We start from the raw sequence: 19,434 nt of genomic DNA, 5'->3' as shown, positions 1-19,434 counted from the left end.
AATACGGTGGTGGCAGCAACGCTGAACGGCTAGTGGAGATTGGCCAGCAGGCCCGGCCTATTTGGAAGTGACGTTTACCCACCACTGGGTATGCCGCTCGATCTTCACCGGCAACGCCGGCACCAGCGAGGCCAGCGCCAGGTCGGTGTTGGTCAGCGGGAAGCTGCCGGTCACGCGCAGGTCGGCGACCTTGGCATCCACCCCGAGGTAGCCGCTGCGGTACTGGCCCAATGTGGCGAGCAGGTCGCCCAGGCGTACGTTGTCGACCACCAGCATGCCGCGGGTCCAGGCATCGGCACCGGCAGGCACCGTGCCAACCTCGCCGAGGCCATTGGCGTTCATCAACACCTGCTGGCCTTCGCGCAGCACCTGTTCGTCGCCGCTGTCATGCGGCATGGCGGCGACCGAGGCTTGCAGCACTTCCAGGCGCGTACCGCCGGCTTCGCGGCGCACCAGGAAGCGCGTGCCCAGTGGCCGCAAGCGACCGTCTTCAGTGCGTACCAGCAGCGGGCGCGGGTCCTGGTGGCCGGTTTCGACCGAGATTTCGCCCTGGTGCAGCACGATCACCCGTTGCGCGCCGGCGTAGTCGATGTCCACGGCGGTGTGGGTGTTCAGGCTCAGCAGTGTGCCGTCTTCCAGGCGCAAGGTGCGCAATTCACCCGTGGCGGTGCGCTGGTCGGCCAGCCAGTAGCTGGGTGCCAGCGACGGGGCGCCGACCCATGCCAGCAGCGCGCCGAGCAGAAATGTGCCGGCCAGCCCGCCGCCAACCTTGCCAATGCGTCGCCGCAGGCTGGCGCGCGATTGCAGCAGCGCCTGGCGTGCCGGGCCAGCCGCCGCGCTAACGCGTTGGTCCATGGCGCCGAGCTGGCGCCAGGCACGTGCGTGCTCTTCGCTGGCGGCATGCCAGCGCATGAATTCATTGCGTTCATCAGGCGTGCCGCTGCTGTCGCCAAGGCTGAGTTTCCAGGCAATCGCGGCTTCCAGGACCCGGGACGAAACCGGGAGGTTGCTCACGTCGGCTCCCCGTACAAGGCCACGTAGCACTGGCGCATGCCTTGGGCGATGTACTGGCGCACCCGCGATACCGAAACGCCAAGGCGCTCGGCAATTTCGGCATGGCCCATGCCGTCCAGACGGCTGTGCAGAAACGCCGCGCGAGCCTTGCTCGACAGCTTGCCGAGCAGGCGGTCGATGGCTTTGAGGTCTTCAAGGATCAGGTGCTGCATTTCTGGCGAGGGCTGTTCGGCTTCAGGGATCAGTGCCAGCTCGGCCAGGTAGGCCTGTTCCAGCGCGGCGCGGCGGAAGTGGTCGAACATCAGCCCCTTGGCCACGGCGGCCAGAAACGCGCGGGGTTCGCGGGGTGTGTCCAGTTGCTCACGACCAAGCAGGCGCACGAAGGTGTCCTGGCTCAGGTCTTCAGCACGTTGGCGGCAGGCCATGCTGCGTTGCAGCCAGGCGAGCAGCCAGCCGCGGTGGTCGCGGTACAGCGCACCGACCAGATCGGCGTGTGGGCTTTGTGCAGAAGACAAGCAGCGTCCCCCCGGAACGAATGCATTAACTAACGATAATTATTCGCGATTGTTGCAGAGGGGAGGGGGTGGGTGCAATGGACGCTTATCGGATCGCCATCATGGAAAAGGCTGAAGGGTATGCCTTGGAATTTTCAGTGCCTATCCCTACAAACCATGACTCTGCATCTTGCGCCGTCGCCATCCGCGCAACCGTTGCTCCAGCTGCAGCGGGCTGTCCAGCTGCTGGCGCCGGGCCTGGCTGAACAGGATCAGCGCCAGTTCTGCGGTCACCTGGGCATCGGCACTGGCATGATGGCGTTCTTCAACCTGCAAGCCAAACCGCGCTACCCAGTCATCCAGCCCGGCCTCGCGCAGCACGGTGTCGGGGTTGAGCATCGGCGCCAGCTCGGCGATATCGAGGAACGGCGACTGCAAGCGGTACCCCAGGCTCTCTTTCAGCGCACGCGCCAGCATGCGTTGGTCGAATGGCGCGTGAAACGCCAGCACCGGGCTGTTGCCAATGAAATCGAGCAAATCCAGCAGGGCCTCGGCCGGGTCGCAACCGGCAGCCAGGGCGCTGGGGCCCAAACCGTGGATCAGTACGCTGGCGTTGGTCTTCTGCAAAGGCCGGTGCAATGTGCGTTCGAACTGCTGGGCAAAGTCGATGGCACCGTCTTCGATGGCCACCGCCCCGATCGACAGTACCTGATCACGGTTGGGGTTGAGCCCGCTGGTTTCCAGGTCCAGCACCACCCAGCGCTGCTCACGCAGGGTACATACCCCCAGCGGTACGGGCTTGGGCAACCGGGCCAGGCGCTGGCGTGTGGTGTGGTCCAGCTCGGGCGCGCTGGGGCGCAGCCAGGCGAACAGGCTCACAACTGGTACCTCAAGGCCAGACTGCTTTGCAGGCGCTGGGCCTGGCGCAGGGACTCGCGCAGGATGCGCCGGTCCAGGTGGTTGAGGCTGTCCGGGTCGAGCCGGTTGGAGTAAGGCAGGTTGTCGCGTATCTGGCGCTGGTGCTGCTGCATGCGGGTTTGCTGGATGAAGTGGTAGGCCTCTTCATAGGCGGCGCCGTCCAACGGTTCGATCACGCCCTTGGCTACCAGTTGGCGCAGGCGCTCCAGGGTATTGCAGGCAGCTATGCCATTGGCCAGGGCCAGCAAACGGGCACCATCCACGAAGGGCGTCAGGCCCTGGACCTTGAGGTCGAGGGTCGCCGCCTTGTCGTTGCCCTGGCGTGTCAGCACGAACTCGCGCAACCGGCCCACCGGCGGGCGTTGGCGCAGGGCGTTGTCAGCCATCATGCGCTGGAAGATGCGGTTGTCGGCTACCTGTGCCAGCAGGCCTTGGCGCAGCTGCTCGCAGCCTTGCTCGTCGCCCCACACCACACGCAGGTCGAAGTAGATGCTCGAGCCCAGCAGGTTCTCCGGGCTGGCTTCGCGAACAAACCCGGCAAAGCGCCGCGCCCACTCGCTGCGCGACAGGCACAGTTCGGGGTTGCCGGCCATGACGTTACCCATGCACAGGGTGAAACCGCACTGGGCCAGACACTGGTTGATGTATTGCGCCAGCGGCAGCAGGCGAGCGCGGATGGCGTCGGCCTCGGCGCTGTCGACCGCTTCGAAGAGGATGCCGTTGTCCTGGTCGGTGTGCAGGGTCTGCTCGCGTCGCCCTTCGCTGCCAAAGCACAGCCAGCTGAACGGCACGCCTGGGTCGCCACGTTCGGCCAAGGCCAGTTCGATGACCCGGCACACGGTATGGTCGTTGAGCAAGGTAATGATCTGGGTGATCTGCGTCGACGATGCGCCATGGGCCAGCATGCGTTCCACAAGCTGGCTGATTTCGCCGCGCAGTGAAACCAGCGTATCCAGGCGTGGCGCATGGCGTATGGTGCGCGCCAGGTGAACCAGATCGACCCGTTGCAGGGAAAACAGGTCGCGCTCGGAAACCACGCCGCACAGGCGCCGGTTTTCCACCAGGCATACATGGGCAATATGCCGCTCGGTCATTGCCATGGCGGCATCGAAGGCGCTGGCCTGGGGTGGGAGGTAGAACGGTTTTGCGGTCATGTGCCGGTCGATGGTGGCGCCCAGGTCTGCATCTATTGTCGCCACCACCTGGCGCAGGTCGCGCAAGGTGAAGATACCGATGGGGTAGCGCTGCGGGTCGACCACCACGATGCTGCCTACCTGTTGCTCGTGCATCAGCCGCACGGCTTCGCGCAGGGGGGTATTGGCGCTGCACACCACCGGGTGACGCATGGCCAGTTCACCCAGGGGGGTGTTCAGCGAGTACTGGGTGCCGAGGGTTTCCACAGCGCGCTGGCGTACTTGCTGATTGACCTGATCAAGCAGGCTGCTGACACCGCGCAGGGCAAAATCCCGAAACACATCAGACATCGAGAACACACGGATGAATGCGGCCTTGTTCAGTTGCAGGCAGAAGGTGTCTTCCCCGGCCAGGTGCTCGGTGCGGGTTGCCCGCTCACCCAGCAGGGCTGCCAGCGGGAAGCACTCGCCGCTGGTGATCTCGAACGTGGTCTCGACGCCTGGTTTGGCCAGGTGCTGGCGCTCGCCAACCACGCGGCCCTGCTTGACGATGTAGAAGTGCTCGACCGGCCCGTCGGCAGGTTTGACGATGCTTTCACCGCAGGCGTAGAAGCGCAGCTGGCACTGCTCGACCAAGAAGGCCAGGTGGCTGTGCTCCATCTGATTGAACGGCGGAAAGCGCTGCAGGAACTGCAATGTGCCTTGGATGTTTTGCAGTACCGCTGTCTTGCCCGCCTGGCTGTAGGCGTCCTTTTTGCTCATGAAACTGACCGTATCGCTATGCCGAACTATATATATCTATATATAGGTACCGGCCATGTTGTTCTCTGCCTCCATGGTCGGCTTGCGGCGGGGTGGTGCCCATTGGACGTAAGTCTATGAGCGCCCTTGTCAAAGACCCGACGAAAGGCGAAACGGGTTACGCGAGTAATGCGGTCCTAATGCTGAAGCGGAATTTTTTTGACGAGATGAGCATGCCTGAGCACACCGACATCCTGAGCGACGCCGAGCGCGAGGCCTTGGCCGTGATAAACCAAAGTGCGCCTGTGGCAGCCAAACCGTTGGTGCTGGTGGTGGATGACAACGCGGTTAACCGGGAGGCGCTGATCCTGTACCTGAAAAGCCGGGGCATCGATGCGGTGGGGGCGGATGGGGCCGAGGAAGCCAGGTTGTACCTGCACTACCAGAAGCGTATCGGCTTGATGATTACCGATTTGCGCATGCAGCCTGAAAGTGGATTGGACTTGATCAGGACGATTCGTGCGTCGGAGCGGGCGGCATTGTCGATCATTGTGGTGTCGGGCGACACCGATGTGGAAGAGGCAGTGGATGTGATGCACCTGGGGGTGGTGGACTTCCTGCTCAAGCCGGTGGATCTTGGCAAGCTGTTGGAGCTGGTGAACAAAGAACTGAAAATTGGATGATGCGCAGGGGGGGGCCGTAAAACGGCCCACCCCTGGCGCAGATGCTGCTTACAACCCGTTACGCGCCTTGAACTCGCGGCGACGGCGGTGCAGTACCGGCTCGGTATAACCGTTCGGTTGCTTGCCACCTTCCACTACCAGTTCCACAGCCGCCTGGAACGCCACGTTGTCGTCGAAGTTCGGCGCCATCGGGCGGTACAGGGGGTCGCCAGCGTTCTGCTGATCGACCACCACGGCCATGCGCTTGAGGCTTTCCAGCACCTGTTCCTGGCTGACCACGCCGTGGCGCAGCCAGTTGGCCAGCAGCTGGGCAGAGATGCGCAGGGTGGCACGGTCTTCCATCAAGCCGACGTTGTTGATGTCCGGCACCTTCGAGCAACCCACGCCCTGGTCGATCCAGCGCACCACGTAGCCGAGAATGCCTTGGGCGTTGTTGTCCAGCTCGTTGCGGATCTCTTCGGCCGACCAGTTGGTGTCGGCAGCCAGCGGGATGGCCAGAATGTCGTCCACCGACGCCGGGGTACGTGAAGCCAGTTCACGCTGGCGCGCCTGTACGTCCACCTTGTGGTAGTGCAGGGCGTGCAGGGTGGCGGCAGTTGGCGACGGTACCCAGGCGGTGTTGGCACCGGCCAGTGGGTGGGCGATCTTCTGCTCGAGCATGGCGGCCATCAGGTCAGGCATGGCCCACATGCCTTTGCCGATCTGCGCACGGCCTTGCAGGCCGGTGGCCAGGCCAACGTCGACGTTGTTGTTTTCGTAGGCGCCGATCCACTTCTCGTTCTTCATGGCACCTTTGCGCACCACGGCGCCGGCTTCCATCGAGGTGTGGATTTCATCGCCAGTGCGGTCAAGGAAGCCGGTGTTGATGAACACCACGCGCTCGGCGGCTGCCTTGATGCAGGACTTGAGGTTGACCGTGGTACGGCGTTCCTCGTCCATGATGCCGACCTTGACGGTATTGCGCGGCATGCCCAGCAGGTCTTCGACCTGGCTGAAGATCTCGGTGGCGAAGGCCACTTCCTCAGGGCCGTGCATCTTCGGCTTGACGATATACACGCTGCCGCTGCGGGTATTCTTGCGGCTGGTGTTGCCGTTGAGGTTGTGCAGGGCGATCAGGTTGGTGAACAGCCCGTCCTGGATACCTTCGGGGATTTCGTTGCCTTGGGCATCGAGGATCGCCGGGTTGGTCATCAGGTGGCCAACGTTGCGCACGAACAGCAACGAACGACCGTGCAGGGTCACGCTGCCGCCGTTAGGCGCCGCGTACTCGCGGTCCGGGTTCATGGTGCGGGTAAAGGTTTTGCCACCCTTGCTCACGCTTTCGGCCAGGTCGCCTTTCATCAAGCCCAGCCAGTTGCGGTAGACGATGACTTTGTCGTCAGCGTCTACGGCTGCAACCGAGTCTTCGCAGTCCATGATGGTGGTCAGTGCCGACTCCATCAGGATGTCTTTGACGCCAGCGGCGTCGGTGCTGCCGACGGGGGTGCTGGCATCGACCTGGATTTCGAAGTGCAGGCCGTTGTGCTTGAGCAGCACGGCAGTGGGAGCGGCGGCGTCGCCGTGGAAGCCGATCAGTTGCGCATCGTCGCGCAGGCCAGTGTTGCTGCCGCCTTTCAGGGCAACAACCAGCTTGCCGCCTTCGATGCGGTAGCCCGTGGAGTCGACGTGCGAGCCGGCGGCCAGTGGCGCGGCTTCGTCGAGGAAGGCGCGGGCGAAGGCGATGACCTTGTCGCCGCGCACCTTGTTGTAACCCTGGCCTTTTTCGGCGCCGCCTTCATCGCTGATGGCATCGGTGCCGTACAGGGCGTCGTACAGCGAACCCCAACGGGCGTTGGCGGCGTTCAGGGCGAAACGGGCGTTCATCACCGGCACTACCAGTTGTGGGCCGGCCATGTGGGCGATTTCTTCGTCCACGTTCTGGGTGGTGGCCTGGAAATCGTCGGCTTGTGGCAGCAGGTAGCCGATTTCCTGGAGGAATGCTTTGTAGGCTGCGGCGTCGTGGGCCTGGCCTTTGCGTGCCTGGTGCCAGGCGTCGATCTTGGCTTGCAGCTCGTCGCGCTTGGCGAGCAGGGCTTTGTTCTTTGGAGCGAGGTCATTGATGATCTTCTCTGCACCCGCCCAGAACTGCTCGGCGACGATGCCGGTCCCGGGGATGGCTTCGTTGTTCACGAAGTCGTACAGGACCTTGGCGACCTGAAGGCCACCGACTTGAACGTATCCAGTCATTGCTTGCCTCACTCTGCTCAGCTATTTCGCTCTTCTGTATTAAGCCTGTAGCGCTTCTCTAAACACGGCACCAGTGCATGCCCCCGGGGTTGCTTGGGGGCGGCTGGGTGCGGCCTGCCAGACAGGCTGGCGGGCAGTGTGCGTATTTTCACAGGCGCCTTGGCAGACATCCAAACGACGTTTTGTAGTCCGCGCCACGGGATACTACATGAAGCAGTAGGCGGGGCAAAATCAGACTAAAAGCGCCGTTGTGCGACCCGTTGGTCGCGTATGGTCACGCTGGGAGTAGGTATGTTCGCAAAAAACAGGTGGATTGTTCCAGATAAATCTTGAAACAGTACACGATTGGCTGTGCAGATTGCCCTGCGGCAGGTTGCCGCGCCTTGCCTATACTGACTCGATCCCCCGATTTTCTGCCGCCCGGCGCGGTCCGACACGAGGAAGGGCTTGTGGATCATCTTGTACTGACTGTAATTGCCCCTGACAAGGCCGGCCAGGTCGAACGTATTGCCCAGTGCATCGCCGACCACAGTGGTAACTGGCTGGAAAGCCGCATGTCGCGTATGGCCGGGCAGTTTGCTGGCATTCTGCGGGTGGCGGTGCCGGCAGAGAATTACGCCGAGCTTGTGGCCTCGCTGCAGGGGCTGGCTAGGTATGACATTCGCGTGCTGATCGCCGAGAGCGGGATTGAGCCGTCGTGCACCTGGAAGCCAATTGCCATGGAGCTGGTGGGTAACGACCGGCCGGGGATCGTGCGGGACATTACCCGCTTGCTGGCTGAGCTGCAGGTAAACGTCGAGCGGTTTTCCACAGAAGTGCGGCCGGCGCCGATGAGCAGCGAGCCGTTGTTCCACGCCGACGCATTGCTGGCGTTGCCGTTGACCTTGCCGCTGGAAGAACTGCAGCAGCGGCTGGAGAGCCTGGCGGATGACTTGATGGTGGAGTTGAAGCTGCGGGCAGAGGATTGATCAGAGATTGCCGGGGCCGCTTTGCGGCCCAATCGCGACACACGGCCGCTTGTGTCTTGATGGGGTGCGAAGCGGCCACCTGCGGTTATCCCGATATCACGGGGAAGGCCCTGTGGATAACCTGGGGGTGTACCTCTCCAGCCCAGGTATCACGTGCCTTGTACTGTTTTGCTCAAAAAATGCCCAATTATCAGCAGCTTGTGCACAAAGCGCGGGGACGAGGGTGTGGATAACCTATGGAGATGTCTCTGCAGGCCATGCGCTACATGACCTGCAGAGTTTTGATCGTTTTCTGATCAGCTACGTTTGCGCAAGTTCAGCCATGCATCGACGCTGTATATCGCCAAACCTGCCCAGATGAACATGAAGGCCGCCAGGGTGCTCGACGACAAATGCTCATCGAACAGCACTACGGCCTGCAACAGCACCAAGGTCGGCGCCAGGTACTGCAGGAAGCCCAGCGTGGTGTACGGCAGGTGCCGTGCGGCGGCGTTGAAGCATACCAGCGGCACCAGCGTCACCGGCCCGGCCGCCATCAGCCACAGCGCCTCGCTGCTGGTATAGAACGCGCCCTGGGCACTCATCGCTGTCGGGTGCAGTAGCAGCCAGCCAAGGGCCAGCGGTACCAGCATCCAGGTTTCCACCACCAGGCCGGGCAGCGCAGCCACCGGCGCCTGCTTACGGATCAGCCCATAGAAGCCGAAGCTCAACGCCAGCACCAGCGACACCCACGGCAGGCTGCCCACTTGCCACACCTGCTGCGCCACACCCACGGCAGCCATGCCCACCGCCAGCCATTGCAGGCGGCGCAGGCGCTCGCCAAGAATCAGCATGCCCAGCAGTACGTTGATCAGCGGGTTGATGTAATAGCCCAGGCTGGCCTCGAGCATACGGCCGTTGTTCACCGACCACACGTAGGTCAGCCAGTTACCGGCGATCAGTGCCCCGCTCAGTGCCAGGATGCCCAGCCGGCGCGGGTTGTTGCGCAGCTCACGCCACCAGCCGGGGTGTTTCCACACCAGTAGCAGCAGCGAGCCGAACAGTGCTGACCAGAGCACCCGGTGGACAATGATCTCCACCGCCGGGACGCTCTGGATTGCCTTGAAGTAGAGGGGGAAAAGGCCCCAGATGATGTAGGCGCTCAAGCCCAGTATGTACCCGCGACGCGGGTTTGCGGCGTGCATGCAGAATCCTTGCTTAGGTTGCTAAATAAAGCGACGCCTATTGTAGACAGAGGCGGGCGTGCTTCTAGAACAATTTCAGCGGAGCTTCATCCAGCGCAGCCATCTGTTCGCGCAAGGCGAGAATCTGGTCGCCCCAGTAGCGTGGCTGGCCGAACCAAGGGAAGCTGGGCGGGAATGCCGGGTCGTCCCAGCGCCTTGCCAGCCAGGCGCTATAGTGCAGCTGGCGCAGGGCACGCAGAGGCTCGATCAGGGCCAGTTCGCGCGGGTCGAAGTCGTGGAACTCGTTGTAGCCGTCGATCAGCTCGGCCAGTTGCCCCAGGCGCTCCTCGCGGTTGCCGGCCAGCATCATCCACAGGTCTTGCACCGCTGGGCCCATGCGGCAATCGTCGAGGTCGACCACGTGGTACACCTCGTCGCGGTGCATCAGGTTGCCGGGGTGCAGGTCGCCGTGCAGGCGGATGAGCTGGTGTGGTGTGCGAGCGTAGATGTCCTCCACCCGCTTGAGCAGATCGCGGGCCACGGACTCGAACGCCGGCAGCAGTTCACGTGGGACAAAATTACCCTCCAGCAAGGTGTTCAGCGAGGCGTGGCCAAAGTTGTCCACAGCCAGTGCCTCACGGTGCTTGAACGGCTTGCTGGCGCCCACGGCATGCAGGCGGCCAAGTAACTGGCCCAGGCGATACAACTGGTCGAGGTTGCCAGGTTCGGGGGCGTGGCCGCCGCGACGGGGGAACAGCGTGAAGCGGAAGCCCTTGTGTTCGAACAAGGTGCGGTCATCGTGCTGCATGGGCGCAACCACCGGGACTTCGCAGTCGGCGAGTTCGGCCGTGAAAGCGTGTTCTTCGAGGATGGCTGCATCGCTCCAGCGGCCTGGGCGGTAGAACTTGGCAATCAACGGCTGCGCGTCTTCGATGCCCACCTGGTACACGCGGTTCTCGTAGCTGTTCAGCGCCAGCACCCGAGCGTCGCTGAGAAAGCCCAGGCTTTCCACTGCGTCCAGGACCAGGTCGGGGGTGAGGGTGTCGAAGGGGTGGGACATGGTGGCTCCGGAGGGTAAGCGGCGTGGGGACATGGTACCGCTTTATATCGGTGCCGGCCCCTTCGCGGGCGTGCCCGCACATTACGGCCCAGATGCATCGGGTGGTGCGGTCCCTGTGGGAGCGGGCAAGCCCGCGAACCGCGCACCGCGCGGCCAGACTATGCGGGAACCCCGATCAACACATAAGACGGGTGAAACTGCACCCGTACCACACTGCCATCCACGACCTGCTGGGCAGCCAACCAGTGCGCATCAGCCATTGCACACAGGGTCTGCCCGTTGCCTAACGCCAGCCTGACTTCACTGGGCCCATCGACCTCTGCCAGCACTTCCTCCACCTTCGTGCAAAGGCAATTGCTCCCCGCTTCGGCCTCTTCCCCCTCCGCCAACAAGCGCACCCACCCGGCCTTGAGCAGCGCCACCACCGTTGTTCCCACTGTCAGCTCCAGGCGCGCCGTGCTGTCGTGGGTGATCAGCGCATCGATCTCCAGCCCGCCACCCAATGCCAGGCTGACGCGGTCATACCGGCCTTCAGGGCGCAGACCGCTGACCTGGCCCTGCAACTGGTTGCGCGCACTGGTGCGCAGCATCAGGCGCCCGAGCAGGTCGAGGTCGCCGGATTCTTCGGCGGCTTCAAGGATTTGTGCCTGTAGGGCCTGCAGCCTTTGGTACAGGCGCAACACCCGCTCGCCTTCCGCCGACAAGTGCGCACCGCCACCGCCGCGGCCACCGGTGCTGCGCTTGACCAAGGGCTGGCTGGCCAGGTTGTTGAGCTCGTCAATGGCATCCCAGGCCGCCTTGTAGCTGATACCCGCGGCCTTGGCGGCGCGGGTGATCGAGCCTTGTTCGGCAATGTGCTGCAGCAGCGCGATGCGCTGTGGGCGGCGGGCGATGTGCTGGGTGAGAACGGGGGGTAGGGACATGGGTATTCCGTATACAAAGGTGCTTTACAAATGGGCAGGTCGCGCCTGGTCATACATACCCCGGTTTGGGCGTACGTGCCAGGCAATACACATCCACCCGCCGCGCACCTGCCTTGCGCAGTGCCTGGGCGATAGCCTGCGCAGTGGCACCGGTGGTCAACACATCATCGACGATGGCGACATGCTTGCCTTCCAGTTCGCCCTTTACCGCGAACGCCTGGCGCAAATTGCGCCGCCGTGCCTTGGCGCCCAGATGTTGCTGTGCCGGTGTATCGCGGGTGCGGGCCAGCAAACGCTCGTTGCAGGTTACCCCGACGTGCGACGACAACCACCGCCCAAGCATCCCTGCCTGGTTGAACCTCCGCTCGCGCAGTCGACGCCTGGCCAAAGGCACAGGCAACAGCAGGTCAGGGCGAGGCAACCCTTCGGCATAGCGATACTGCAGCCCCTGCCCCAGCAGCTCAGCCATCAGGCGCCCCAAAGGCCATTGGCGATTGTGCTTGAAACGGCTGATCAACGTGTCCACCGGAAAGCCGAAATGCCACAGGGCAATGACCTGATCGAAGGCCGGCAAGCAGCGGCCACACGGGGCGCAGGTCAAGCCGGCCATGGGCAAGGGCAGGGCGCAATGCCGGCACTGATCACCCAGCCAGGGCAGCGCCTGTTCGCAGGTGATGCACAGCGGGTAATGCTGCTCGGCAGGTTCATCGCATAACAAGCACTTCTGATTAATAAGTGAGCACTTGTAAACCAGTCGCTTCCAGTGCAGTTGACAGTTCATAGGCCTTCCATGACTATGCGAGCTATCCGTGATGCGCTGGCGGGCTTTCCTGTCCCGGCGCCAGCTACAGCCTAAACAAGGAAACGCCGATGAGCGCCAGCACAACTGCAACAACACGTCACGACTGGTCCCTGGCCGAGGTCAAGGCGCTGTTCCAGCAACCGTTCAATGACTTGCTGTTCCAGGCGCAGACCGTGCACCGCGCGCATTTCGACCCCAACCGCGTGCAGGTTTCGACCTTGCTGTCGATCAAGACCGGCGCCTGTCCGGAGGATTGCAAATATTGTCCGCAGTCCGGTCACTACAACACCGGGCTGGAGAAACAGAAGCTGATGGAAGTGCAGAAGGTGCTGGAAGAAGCTGCCCGCGCCAAAGCCATCGGTTCTACCCGTTTCTGCATGGGGGCGGCGTGGAAGCACCCGTCGGCCAAAGACATGCCCTACGTGCTGGAGATGGTCAAAGGCGTTAAGGCCATGGGCCTGGAAACCTGCATGACCCTCGGCAAACTCGACCAGGAGCAGACCAAAGCCCTGGCCCAGGCTGGTCTGGACTACTACAACCACAACCTCGACACCTCGCCGGAGTTCTACGGCAGCATCATCACCACGCGTACCTACAGCGAGCGCCTGCAGACCCTGGCCTACGTGCGCGACGCCGGGATGAAAATCTGCTCTGGTGGCATTCTGGGCATGGGTGAATCGCTGGATGACCGCGCCGGCCTGCTGATCCAGCTGGCCAACCTGCCGGAACACCCGGAGTCGGTGCCGATCAACATGCTGGTCAAGGTGGCCGGCACGCCGCTGGCTGAGGAAGAGGACGTCGACCCGTTCGACTTTATCCGTATGCTGGCCGTGGCCCGTATCCTCATGCCCAAGTCTCACGTGCGCCTGTCCGCCGGCCGCGAGCAGATGAACGAGCAGATGCAGGCCCTGGCGTTCATGGCGGGCGCCAACTCGATCTTCTACGGCGAAAAGCTGCTGACCACTGCCAACCCCCAGGCCGACAAGGACATGCAGCTGTTCGCACGCCTGGGCATCAAGCCCGAAGCGCGTGAAGAGCACGCCGACGAAGTGCACCAGGCAGCCATCGAGCAAGCGCTGGTCGAGCAGCGCAGCAGCGAGATGTTCTACGACGCCGCGACAGCCTGATATGGCTTTCGACCTGGCAGCGCGCCTGGCCGAACGGCGCGCCGCAGACCTGTATCGGCAGCGGCCATTGCTGGAAAGCCCGCAAGGGCCGGAAGTGGTGGTCGACGGCCAGCGGTTGCTGGCCTTCTGCAGCAATGACTACCTGGGCCTGGCCAACCACCCCGAGGTGATCGCCGCCTGGCAGGCCGGCGCCGAGCGCTGGGGTGTGGGTGGTGGTGCCTCGCACCTGGTGGTTGGCCACAGCACCCCGCACCATCAGGTTGAAGAGGCACTGGCTGAACTCACCGGCCGCCCGCGCGCCCTGTTGTTCTCCACCGGCTATATGGCCAATCTGGGCGCCATCACCGCGCTGGTGGGGCAGGGCGACACGGTACTGCAAGACCGCCTTAACCATGCCTCGTTGCTGGATGGCGGGCTGCTCAGTGGTGCCCGCTTCAACCGCTACCTGCATAACGACCCGGCCAGCCTGGCCAGCCGCCTGGACAAGGCAGTCGGCAATACCCTGGTGGTGACCGATGGCGTATTCAGCATGGACGGTGACCTCGCCGATCTGCCGGCGCTGGCTGATGTCGCCCGTGCCCGCGGAGCCTGGCTGATGGTTGACGATGCCCATGGCCTGGGTACCTTGGGCGCACAGGGCGGCGGCATCGTCGAGCACTTTGGCCTGGGCGTGGATGACGTACCGGTGCTGATCGGCACGCTGGGCAAGGCTTGCGGCACTGCGGGCGCCTTTGTTGCTGGCAGCGAAGAGCTGATCGAGGCGCTGGTGCAGTTCGCCCGCCCCTACATCTACACCACCAGCCAGCCACCGGCGCTGGCCTGCGCCACACTCAAGAGCCTGGAGCTGCTGCGCCGCGAAACCTGGCGTCGTGAGCACCTGGTAGCCTTGATTCGCCAGTTCCGAGAAGGCGCGCAGCAGCTGGGGCTGCAGTTGATGGACAGCCCGACGCCGATCCAGCCTATCGTGATCGGTGACAGTGCGCAGGCGTTGCGCCTGTCACGCCTGCTGCGTGAGCGCGGCTTGCTGGTGACGGCCATCCGCCCACCCACCGTGCCGGCTGGCAGCGCACGCCTGCGGGTAACCCTGAGCGCCGCACACAGCGAGGCGCAGGTGCAGCTATTGTTGAATGCATTGGCCGAGTGTTATCCACAGTTGGAGAACGCCGATGCGTAATCGACTTGTTCTATTGCCCGGCTGGGGCTTGGGAACTGCTGCGCTGGAGCCGCTGGCCGCTAGCCTGCGAGCCCAGGACGCCCGCCTGCAGGTAGAGCTGATGCCCCTGCCAGAACTGGCCCACAGCGATGTGCAGGCCTGGATCGATCATTTGGACCGCAAGCTGCCCAACGATGTCTGGCTGGGTGGCTGGTCACTGGGTGGCATGTTGGCCAGCGCGCTGGCGCACAAGCGTGGCGACCACTGCTGCGGGCTGCTGACCTTGGCCAGCAACCCCAGCTTCCTGGCCCGGCCAGATTGGCCCCATGGCATGGCCGAAGACACCTTCGGCACCTTCCTCGACGGCTGCCGCAACCACACCCAGGTCACCCTCAAGCGCTTCCGTACCTTGTGCAGCGATGGCGCCCTGCAGCCGCGCACCCTGTTGCGCCAACTGGGTGTCGGTGTGCCGGATACCGACCCGTTGTACCTGGCCACTGGCCTTGAAGTGCTGGCCAAGCTGGACACCCGTGAAGCCTTGCAGGCCTATGGTGGCCCGCAGCTGCACCTGTTCGCCGGCAGCGACGCGCTAGTGCCGGCAGAGGCGGCAAAGGCGTTGAGCGAGCTGTTGCCCGATGTAGAAGTGGGCCTGGTCGAAGACAGTTCCCACGCGTTCCTGCTGGAGTACCCGCAGGAGCTGGCGGCGGGCATCAAGAGTTTTCTGCATGAGAGTGGCGATGACTGACCTTTCCCGTCCGACCCTGCCCGGCGCATTGCCCGACAAGCGCCAGGTGGCGGCCTCGTTCTCCCGCGCCGCGGCCAGTTACGACAGCGTGGCGGCCCTTCAGCGCGCTGTAGGCCTGAGCCTGCTGGAGCAGTTGCCGGCAGGCCTGCAGCCGTCACAATGGCTGGACCTGGGCAGTGGCACCGGCCATTTCAGCCGCATGCTGGCCGAGCGTTTCGTCCAGGCCAGCGGCGTGGCGGTGGATATAGCCGAAGGCATGTTGCTTCATGCCCGTCATGTAAAGGGTGGTGCGCAGTATCACGTGGTTGGCGACGCCGAGCGTCTGCCGCTGCGCGATGCCAGTGTCGACCTGGTGTTTTCCAGCCTGGCGGTGCAGTGGTGCGATCAGTTCGCCAGTGTGCTGGCCGAGGCGCAGCGGGTGCTGCGCCCAGGTGGAGTACTGGCCTTCAGCAGCCTGTGCGTGGGCACTCTCGACGAACTGCGCGCCAGCTGGCAGGCGGTGGATGGCCTGGTGCATGTAAACCGCTTCCGCCGTTTCGAAGACTATCAGCGCCTGTGCGCAGCCAGCGGTTTTGAACAGCTTGAGCTGGAGCGGTGCCCGCATGTGCTGCACTACCCGGATGTGCGCAGCCTGACCCACGAACTGAAGGCGTTGGGGGCGCACAATCTGAACCCTGGGCGACCTTCCGGCCTCACCGGCCGGGCGCGAATGCAGGGCCTGTTGCAGGCCTATGAGGCATTTCGCCAGCCTGCGGGGCTGCCAGCCACCTATCAAGTGGTCTATGGTGTGTTGCGCAAGCCACAGGTGTAAGGGGAGCACGATGAGCCAGGCCTTTTTCATTGCGGGTACCGATACCGATGTCGGCAAGACCACCATCGCTGCCGGCCTGCTGCATGCGGCGCGTTTGCAGGGCATGAGCACGCTGGGTGCCAAGCCGGTGGCCTCGGGCTGCACGATGACGCCGAAAGGCTTGCGCAATAGCGATGCCCTGGCGCTGATCGACGAAAGCACGGTCAAGCTGCCCTATGAGCAGGTCAATCCGTTTGCCTTCGAGCCTGCTATAGCCCCGCATGTGGCGGCGCGCGAGGCAGGGGTGACGCTGGCTGTACCAGAACTGCTCGCGGCGATGCGCAATGTGCTGCAACAAAATGCCGACTTCACCTTGATAGAGGGGGCCGGCGGCTGGCGCGTACCGCTGTCGGGCCTGGAGAACCTGTCCGACCTTGCCGTTGCCCTGCGGTTGCCGGTGATTCTGGTGGTAGGCGTGCGCTTGGGTTGCATCAGCCATGCCTTGCTCAGCGCCGAAGCGATCGAGCGTGATGGGCTGCAGTTGGCGGGTTGGGTGGCAAACATCATCGAGCCGCGCACCTCACGCCTGGAAGAGAACCTGGCCAGCCTGGCAGAGCGCTTGCCGGCGCCTTGCCTGGGGCGGGTGCCCAAGCTCAAGCAGGCCAGTGCCGACATGGTGGCGGAGCATCTGCAGCTGGATCTGCTGGATTAGTGTGATGCAGGCCCGGCCTCTTCGCGGGTAAACCCGCTCCTACGAGAGAACGCATACCGTTGTGGGCGCGGGTTTAACCGCGAAGTGGCCAGAGCAGGAATACCCAAGGCCTATCAACTGGCATTGAGCCATTAGGGATTTAAACGGGCCTTTTTGCCCCCAGCCTGTTTTAATTGGGGCTGTTCGTCATCCAGCGTCAATGGAGTCCTGACATGGAAATCACCGGTAGCTCCGCCTACTACGCGGGCCTGAGCGCAATCCAGACCGGCCAGAACCGCGTCGATCAGGCCGCCAGCCAGATCGCCAACACCACTGCCGAACGTACCGCCACTAGCCAGTCCAGCGATTTTCAGGCCGAACGCCTGCGCGCGGTCGACCGCAGCCAGCAGATGGACTTGGCCACCAGTGTCGTGCAACAGGCGGTGGGCAAGACCGAAGTCGAACTCGGCGCAAAGGTCGCCAAGGCATCCGACGAAATGCTTGGCCGGATCATCGACACCTACGCCTGAACACTTGCGTCATCCCCTATTTCAGCGCCTGCCCTTGTAGGAGCGGGCTTGCCCGCGAATGCGTCCGATCAGACAGCAGTCTGGTTTGGTTGGACGCATCCGCGGGCGAGCCCGCTCCTACAGGCGTTTTGCCGAGCGTTGGCGTATTTGCCATTTTTCGTGGCGTAAATGGCACCATAGTCCATCCTTGACAGAAAGCTGAGCTAAACGTAAGTTTCAAACAACTGTTTGATCGGCTTCCGCCAAGCGCGGGTCACCCCACAGAACTCACCTAGAGGTTCATCGCAATGCCTGACTACAAAGCCCCCTTGCGTGATATCCGCTTCGTTCGCGACGAGCTGCTTGGCTATGAGGCGCACTATCAGAGCCTGCCGGGCTGCCAGGACGCCACGCCCGACATGGTCGACGCGATCCTTGAAGAAGGCGCGAAGTTCTGTGAGCAGGTGTTGTCGCCGCTGAACCGCGTGGGTGACCAGGAAGGCTGCACCTGGAGCGAATCGGGGGTGAAAACCCCAACCGGCTTCAAGGAAGCCTACCAGCAGTTCGTCGAAGGCGGCTGGCCGAGCCTGGCACATGACGTCGAGCATGGCGGCCAAGGCCTGCCAGAGTCGCTGGGCCTGGCCCTGAGCGAAATGGTCGGTGGCTCGAACTGGTCGTGGGGTATGTACCCAGGCCTGTCGCATGGCGCGATGAACACTATTTCTGCGCATGGCACTGCCGAGCAGCAGCACACCTACCTGACCAAGCTGGTGTCCGGCGAGTGGACCGGCACCATGTGCCTGACCGAACCGCACTGCGGCACCGACCTGGGCATGCTACGCACCAAGGCCGAGCCACAGGCCGACGGCAGCTACAAAGTGTCGGGCACCAAGATCTTCATTTCGGCCGGTGAGCACGACATGGCCGACAACATCGTCCATATCGTCCTGGCCCGCCTGCCGGACGCACCGGCCGGTACCAAGGGGATTTCGCTGTTCATCGTGCCGAAGTTCCTGCCCAACGCCGAGGGCGGCGTGGGCGAGCGCAACGGCGTGAGCTGCGGCTCGATCGAACACAAGATGGGCATCCACGGTAACGCTACCTGCGTCATGAACTTCGATGCTGCCACCGGCTACCTGATCGGCCCAGCCAACAAAGGCCTGAACTGCATGTTCACCTTCATGAACACTGCTCGTCTGGGGACCGCGCTGCAAGGCCTGGCCCACGCCGAGGTGGCGTTCCAGGGTGGCCTGAAGTACGCCCGTGAGCGCCTGCAGATGCGTTCCCTGACCGGCCCGAAAGCACCGGACAAGGCCGCGGACCCGATCATCGTCCACCCGGACGTGCGTCGCATGCTGCTGACCATGAAGGCCTTCGCCGAAGGCAACCGCGCGATGGTTTACTTCACCGCCAAGCAGGTGGACATCGTCAAGTACAGCCAGGACGAAGAAGAGCGCAAGAAGGCTGACGCCCTGCTGGCATTCCTGACCCCGATCGCCAAGGCATTCATGACCGAAGTCGGTTTCGAAGCCGCCAACCACGGCGTACAGATCTACGGCGGCCATGGCTTCATCGCCGAATGGGGCATGGAGCAGAACGTGCGCGACAGCCGTATCTCCATGCTGTACGAAGGCACTACCGGTATTCAGGCCCTCGACCTGCTCGGTCGTAAAGTGCTGATGACTCAGGGCGAAGCACTGAAGGGCTTCACCAAGATCGTGCACAAGTTCTGCCAGGCGCAGGAAGGTAACGAAGCGGTCAAGGAGTTCGTCGAACCGCTGGCGGCCATCAACAAGGAGTGGGGCGAGCTGACCATGAAAGTGGGCATGGCTGCCATGAAGGACCGTGAAGAAGTGGGTGCGGCTTCGGTCGATTACCTGATGTACTCCGGCTATGCCTGCCTGGCCTACTTCTGGGCCGACATCGCCCGCCTGGCCGCCGAGAAACTGGCAGCCGGTACCAGCGAGGAGGCGTTCTACACCGCCAAGCTGCAGACTGCCCGCTTCTACTTCCAGCGCATCCTGCCGCGTACCCGTACCCATGTGGCGACCATGCTGTCGGGCGCCAACAACCTGATGGCGATGGACGAAGAGCACTTCGGCCTGTCGTACTGATACTGGAGCTGTAGCCAAAACCCGCCTGCCCTGACCGGCAGGCGGGTTTTTTTGTCTTCAGGTTCAGCGTGGTCCCTCGTAGGAGCGGGTTTACCCGCGAAAGGGCCGGGCCTGCTGGCCAATCTCCATCAGCCGTTCACCGTTGCCGCCACCACCGTATTCGCGGGTAAACCCGCTCCT

At 63.3% G+C, this 19,434-nt stretch carries 18 protein-coding genes; 9 read left to right on the top strand and 9 right to left on the bottom strand.

From position 1 onward, the window contains the following. Positions 1 to 57 precede the first annotated feature (57 nt). The 4 genes from V7787_RS28360 to V7787_RS28345 all read right to left on the bottom strand — a co-directional run bounded on the left by V7787_RS28360 (position 58) and on the right by V7787_RS28345 (position 4,321). Positions 58 to 1,014, bottom strand: coding sequence for a FecR domain-containing protein (locus tag V7787_RS28360; RefSeq protein WP_020192758.1), 957 nt, complete (start codon positions 1,012 to 1,014; stop codon positions 58 to 60). Further along, positions 1,011 to 1,529, bottom strand: a complete 519-nt coding sequence (locus tag V7787_RS28355; RefSeq protein WP_010951704.1) for an RNA polymerase sigma factor — start codon at positions 1,527 to 1,529, stop codon at positions 1,011 to 1,013. Before V7787_RS28355 ends, V7787_RS28360 begins: the two co-directional genes overlap by 4 nt. 147 nt (positions 1,530 to 1,676) lie before the next feature. After that, positions 1,677 to 2,387 carry a 3'-5' exonuclease gene (locus tag V7787_RS28350; protein ID WP_010951705.1) on the bottom strand — a complete coding sequence of 237 codons (711 nt, stop codon included), beginning with the start codon at positions 2,385 to 2,387 and terminating at the stop codon, positions 1,677 to 1,679. Next, complete coding sequence (locus V7787_RS28345; RefSeq protein ID WP_020192756.1) at positions 2,384 to 4,321, bottom strand: putative nucleotidyltransferase substrate binding domain-containing protein; 1,938 nt, start codon at positions 4,319 to 4,321, stop codon at positions 2,384 to 2,386. Before V7787_RS28345 ends, V7787_RS28350 begins: the two co-directional genes overlap by 4 nt. Before the next feature lie 116 nt (positions 4,322 to 4,437). Between V7787_RS28345 and V7787_RS28340 the strand changes: the two genes are divergently transcribed. Beyond that, on the top strand, positions 4,438 to 4,983 hold the full coding sequence (locus V7787_RS28340; protein ID WP_064490762.1) for a response regulator: 546 nt from the start codon (positions 4,438 to 4,440) through the stop codon (positions 4,981 to 4,983). Positions 4,984 to 5,031: 48 nt separating this feature from the next. Here V7787_RS28340 and V7787_RS28335 read toward each other — a convergent pair whose 3' ends face one another. Beyond that, positions 5,032 to 7,209: a malate synthase G gene (locus tag V7787_RS28335; protein ID WP_010951708.1), complete on the bottom strand. Its 2,178-nt coding sequence runs from the start codon at positions 7,207 to 7,209 to the stop codon at positions 5,032 to 5,034. 449 nt (positions 7,210 to 7,658) lie between these two features. Between V7787_RS28335 and V7787_RS28330 the strand changes: the two genes are divergently transcribed. Continuing rightward, entirely contained in the window at positions 7,659 to 8,177 is a 519-nt protein-coding gene (locus V7787_RS28330; RefSeq protein WP_010951709.1) for a glycine cleavage system protein R, read from the top strand. Positions 8,178 to 8,473: 296 nt separating this feature from the next. On the opposite strand, the gene rarD is transcribed toward V7787_RS28330, so the two are convergent. The 4 genes from rarD to V7787_RS28310 all read right to left on the bottom strand — a co-directional run bounded on the left by rarD (position 8,474) and on the right by V7787_RS28310 (position 12,104). After that, positions 8,474 to 9,361, bottom strand: coding sequence for an EamA family transporter RarD (gene rarD, locus V7787_RS28325; RefSeq protein WP_010951710.1), 888 nt, complete (start codon positions 9,359 to 9,361; stop codon positions 8,474 to 8,476). Between the two features lie 64 nt (positions 9,362 to 9,425). Beyond that, positions 9,426 to 10,400: a serine/threonine protein kinase gene (locus V7787_RS28320; protein WP_020192753.1), complete on the bottom strand. Its 975-nt coding sequence runs from the start codon at positions 10,398 to 10,400 to the stop codon at positions 9,426 to 9,428. A 158-nt stretch (positions 10,401 to 10,558) separates the two neighbouring features. Beyond that, positions 10,559 to 11,323, bottom strand: coding sequence for a TOBE domain-containing protein (locus V7787_RS28315; protein WP_104886792.1), 765 nt, complete (start codon positions 11,321 to 11,323; stop codon positions 10,559 to 10,561). 49 nt (positions 11,324 to 11,372) lie between these two features. After that, positions 11,373 to 12,104 (bottom strand): ComF family protein, encoded by a 732-nt coding sequence (locus V7787_RS28310; RefSeq protein ID WP_336090718.1) that lies wholly within the window; start codon positions 12,102 to 12,104, stop codon positions 11,373 to 11,375. An 89-nt stretch (positions 12,105 to 12,193) separates the two neighbouring features. On the opposite strand from V7787_RS28310, the gene bioB reads away from it, so the two are divergent. The 7 genes from bioB to V7787_RS28275 all read left to right on the top strand — a co-directional run bounded on the left by bioB (position 12,194) and on the right by V7787_RS28275 (position 19,254). Beyond that, positions 12,194 to 13,252 (top strand): biotin synthase BioB, encoded by a 1,059-nt coding sequence (gene bioB / locus V7787_RS28305; protein ID WP_014589423.1) that lies wholly within the window; start codon positions 12,194 to 12,196, stop codon positions 13,250 to 13,252. Between the two features lies 1 nt (position 13,253). Next, the gene (gene bioF, locus V7787_RS28300; protein ID WP_104886790.1) at positions 13,254 to 14,426 is read left to right on the top strand and encodes an 8-amino-7-oxononanoate synthase; all 1,173 of its coding nucleotides are present in this window, start codon (positions 13,254 to 13,256) and stop codon (positions 14,424 to 14,426) included. Further along, a complete protein-coding gene (locus V7787_RS28295) occupies positions 14,419 to 15,150 on the top strand; it encodes an alpha/beta fold hydrolase (protein ID WP_020192749.1) in 732 nt (243 codons plus the stop codon). Before bioF ends, V7787_RS28295 begins: the two co-directional genes overlap by 8 nt. Beyond that, the gene (gene bioC, locus V7787_RS28290; protein ID WP_064490770.1) at positions 15,143 to 15,961 is read left to right on the top strand and encodes a malonyl-ACP O-methyltransferase BioC; all 819 of its coding nucleotides are present in this window, start codon (positions 15,143 to 15,145) and stop codon (positions 15,959 to 15,961) included. Before V7787_RS28295 ends, bioC begins: the two co-directional genes overlap by 8 nt. 10 nt (positions 15,962 to 15,971) lie before the next feature. Continuing rightward, a complete protein-coding gene (gene bioD / locus V7787_RS28285) occupies positions 15,972 to 16,652 on the top strand; it encodes a dethiobiotin synthase (protein ID WP_003255605.1) in 681 nt (226 codons plus the stop codon). A 212-nt stretch (positions 16,653 to 16,864) separates the two neighbouring features. Then, positions 16,865 to 17,161: a hypothetical protein gene (locus tag V7787_RS28280; protein ID WP_003255603.1), complete on the top strand. Its 297-nt coding sequence runs from the start codon at positions 16,865 to 16,867 to the stop codon at positions 17,159 to 17,161. 287 nt (positions 17,162 to 17,448) lie between these two features. Continuing rightward, entirely contained in the window at positions 17,449 to 19,254 is a 1,806-nt protein-coding gene (locus tag V7787_RS28275) for a phenylacyl-CoA dehydrogenase (protein WP_010951720.1), read from the top strand. Positions 19,255 to 19,434: the final 180 nt, after the last annotated feature.

The sequence above is a fragment of the Pseudomonas sp. CGJS7 genome, from assembly GCF_036961695.1.
This window is presented reverse-complemented; position numbering and strand designations above follow the sequence as displayed.

Excerpts from the sequence above, each read along its gene's own strand:
- V7787_RS28320 (WP_020192753.1), bottom strand. The coding sequence starts at position 10,400 with ATGTCCCACCCCTTCGACACCCTCACCCCCGACCTGGTCCTGGACGCA.
- bioB (WP_014589423.1), top strand. The coding sequence starts at position 12,194 with ATGAGCGCCAGCACAACTGCAACAACACGTCACGACTGGTCCCTGGCC.
- V7787_RS28280 (WP_003255603.1), top strand. The coding sequence starts at position 16,865 with ATGGAAATCACCGGTAGCTCCGCCTACTACGCGGGCCTGAGCGCAATC.
- V7787_RS28340 (WP_064490762.1), top strand. The coding sequence starts at position 4,438 with ATGAGCGCCCTTGTCAAAGACCCGACGAAAGGCGAAACGGGTTACGCG.
- rarD (WP_010951710.1), bottom strand. The coding sequence starts at position 9,361 with ATGCACGCCGCAAACCCGCGTCGCGGGTACATACTGGGCTTGAGCGCC.
- V7787_RS28345 (WP_020192756.1), bottom strand. The coding sequence starts at position 4,321 with ATGAGCAAAAAGGACGCCTACAGCCAGGCGGGCAAGACAGCGGTACTG.
- bioD (WP_003255605.1), top strand. The coding sequence starts at position 15,972 with ATGAGCCAGGCCTTTTTCATTGCGGGTACCGATACCGATGTCGGCAAG.
- V7787_RS28310 (WP_336090718.1), bottom strand. The coding sequence starts at position 12,104 with ATGAACTGTCAACTGCACTGGAAGCGACTGGTTTACAAGTGCTCACTT.
- bioC (WP_064490770.1), top strand. The coding sequence starts at position 15,143 with ATGACTGACCTTTCCCGTCCGACCCTGCCCGGCGCATTGCCCGACAAG.
- V7787_RS28335 (WP_010951708.1), bottom strand. The coding sequence starts at position 7,209 with ATGACTGGATACGTTCAAGTCGGTGGCCTTCAGGTCGCCAAGGTCCTG.
- V7787_RS28275 (WP_010951720.1), top strand. The coding sequence starts at position 17,449 with ATGCCTGACTACAAAGCCCCCTTGCGTGATATCCGCTTCGTTCGCGAC.
- V7787_RS28295 (WP_020192749.1), top strand. The coding sequence starts at position 14,419 with ATGCGTAATCGACTTGTTCTATTGCCCGGCTGGGGCTTGGGAACTGCT.
- V7787_RS28315 (WP_104886792.1), bottom strand. The coding sequence starts at position 11,323 with ATGTCCCTACCCCCCGTTCTCACCCAGCACATCGCCCGCCGCCCACAG.
- bioF (WP_104886790.1), top strand. The coding sequence starts at position 13,254 with ATGGCTTTCGACCTGGCAGCGCGCCTGGCCGAACGGCGCGCCGCAGAC.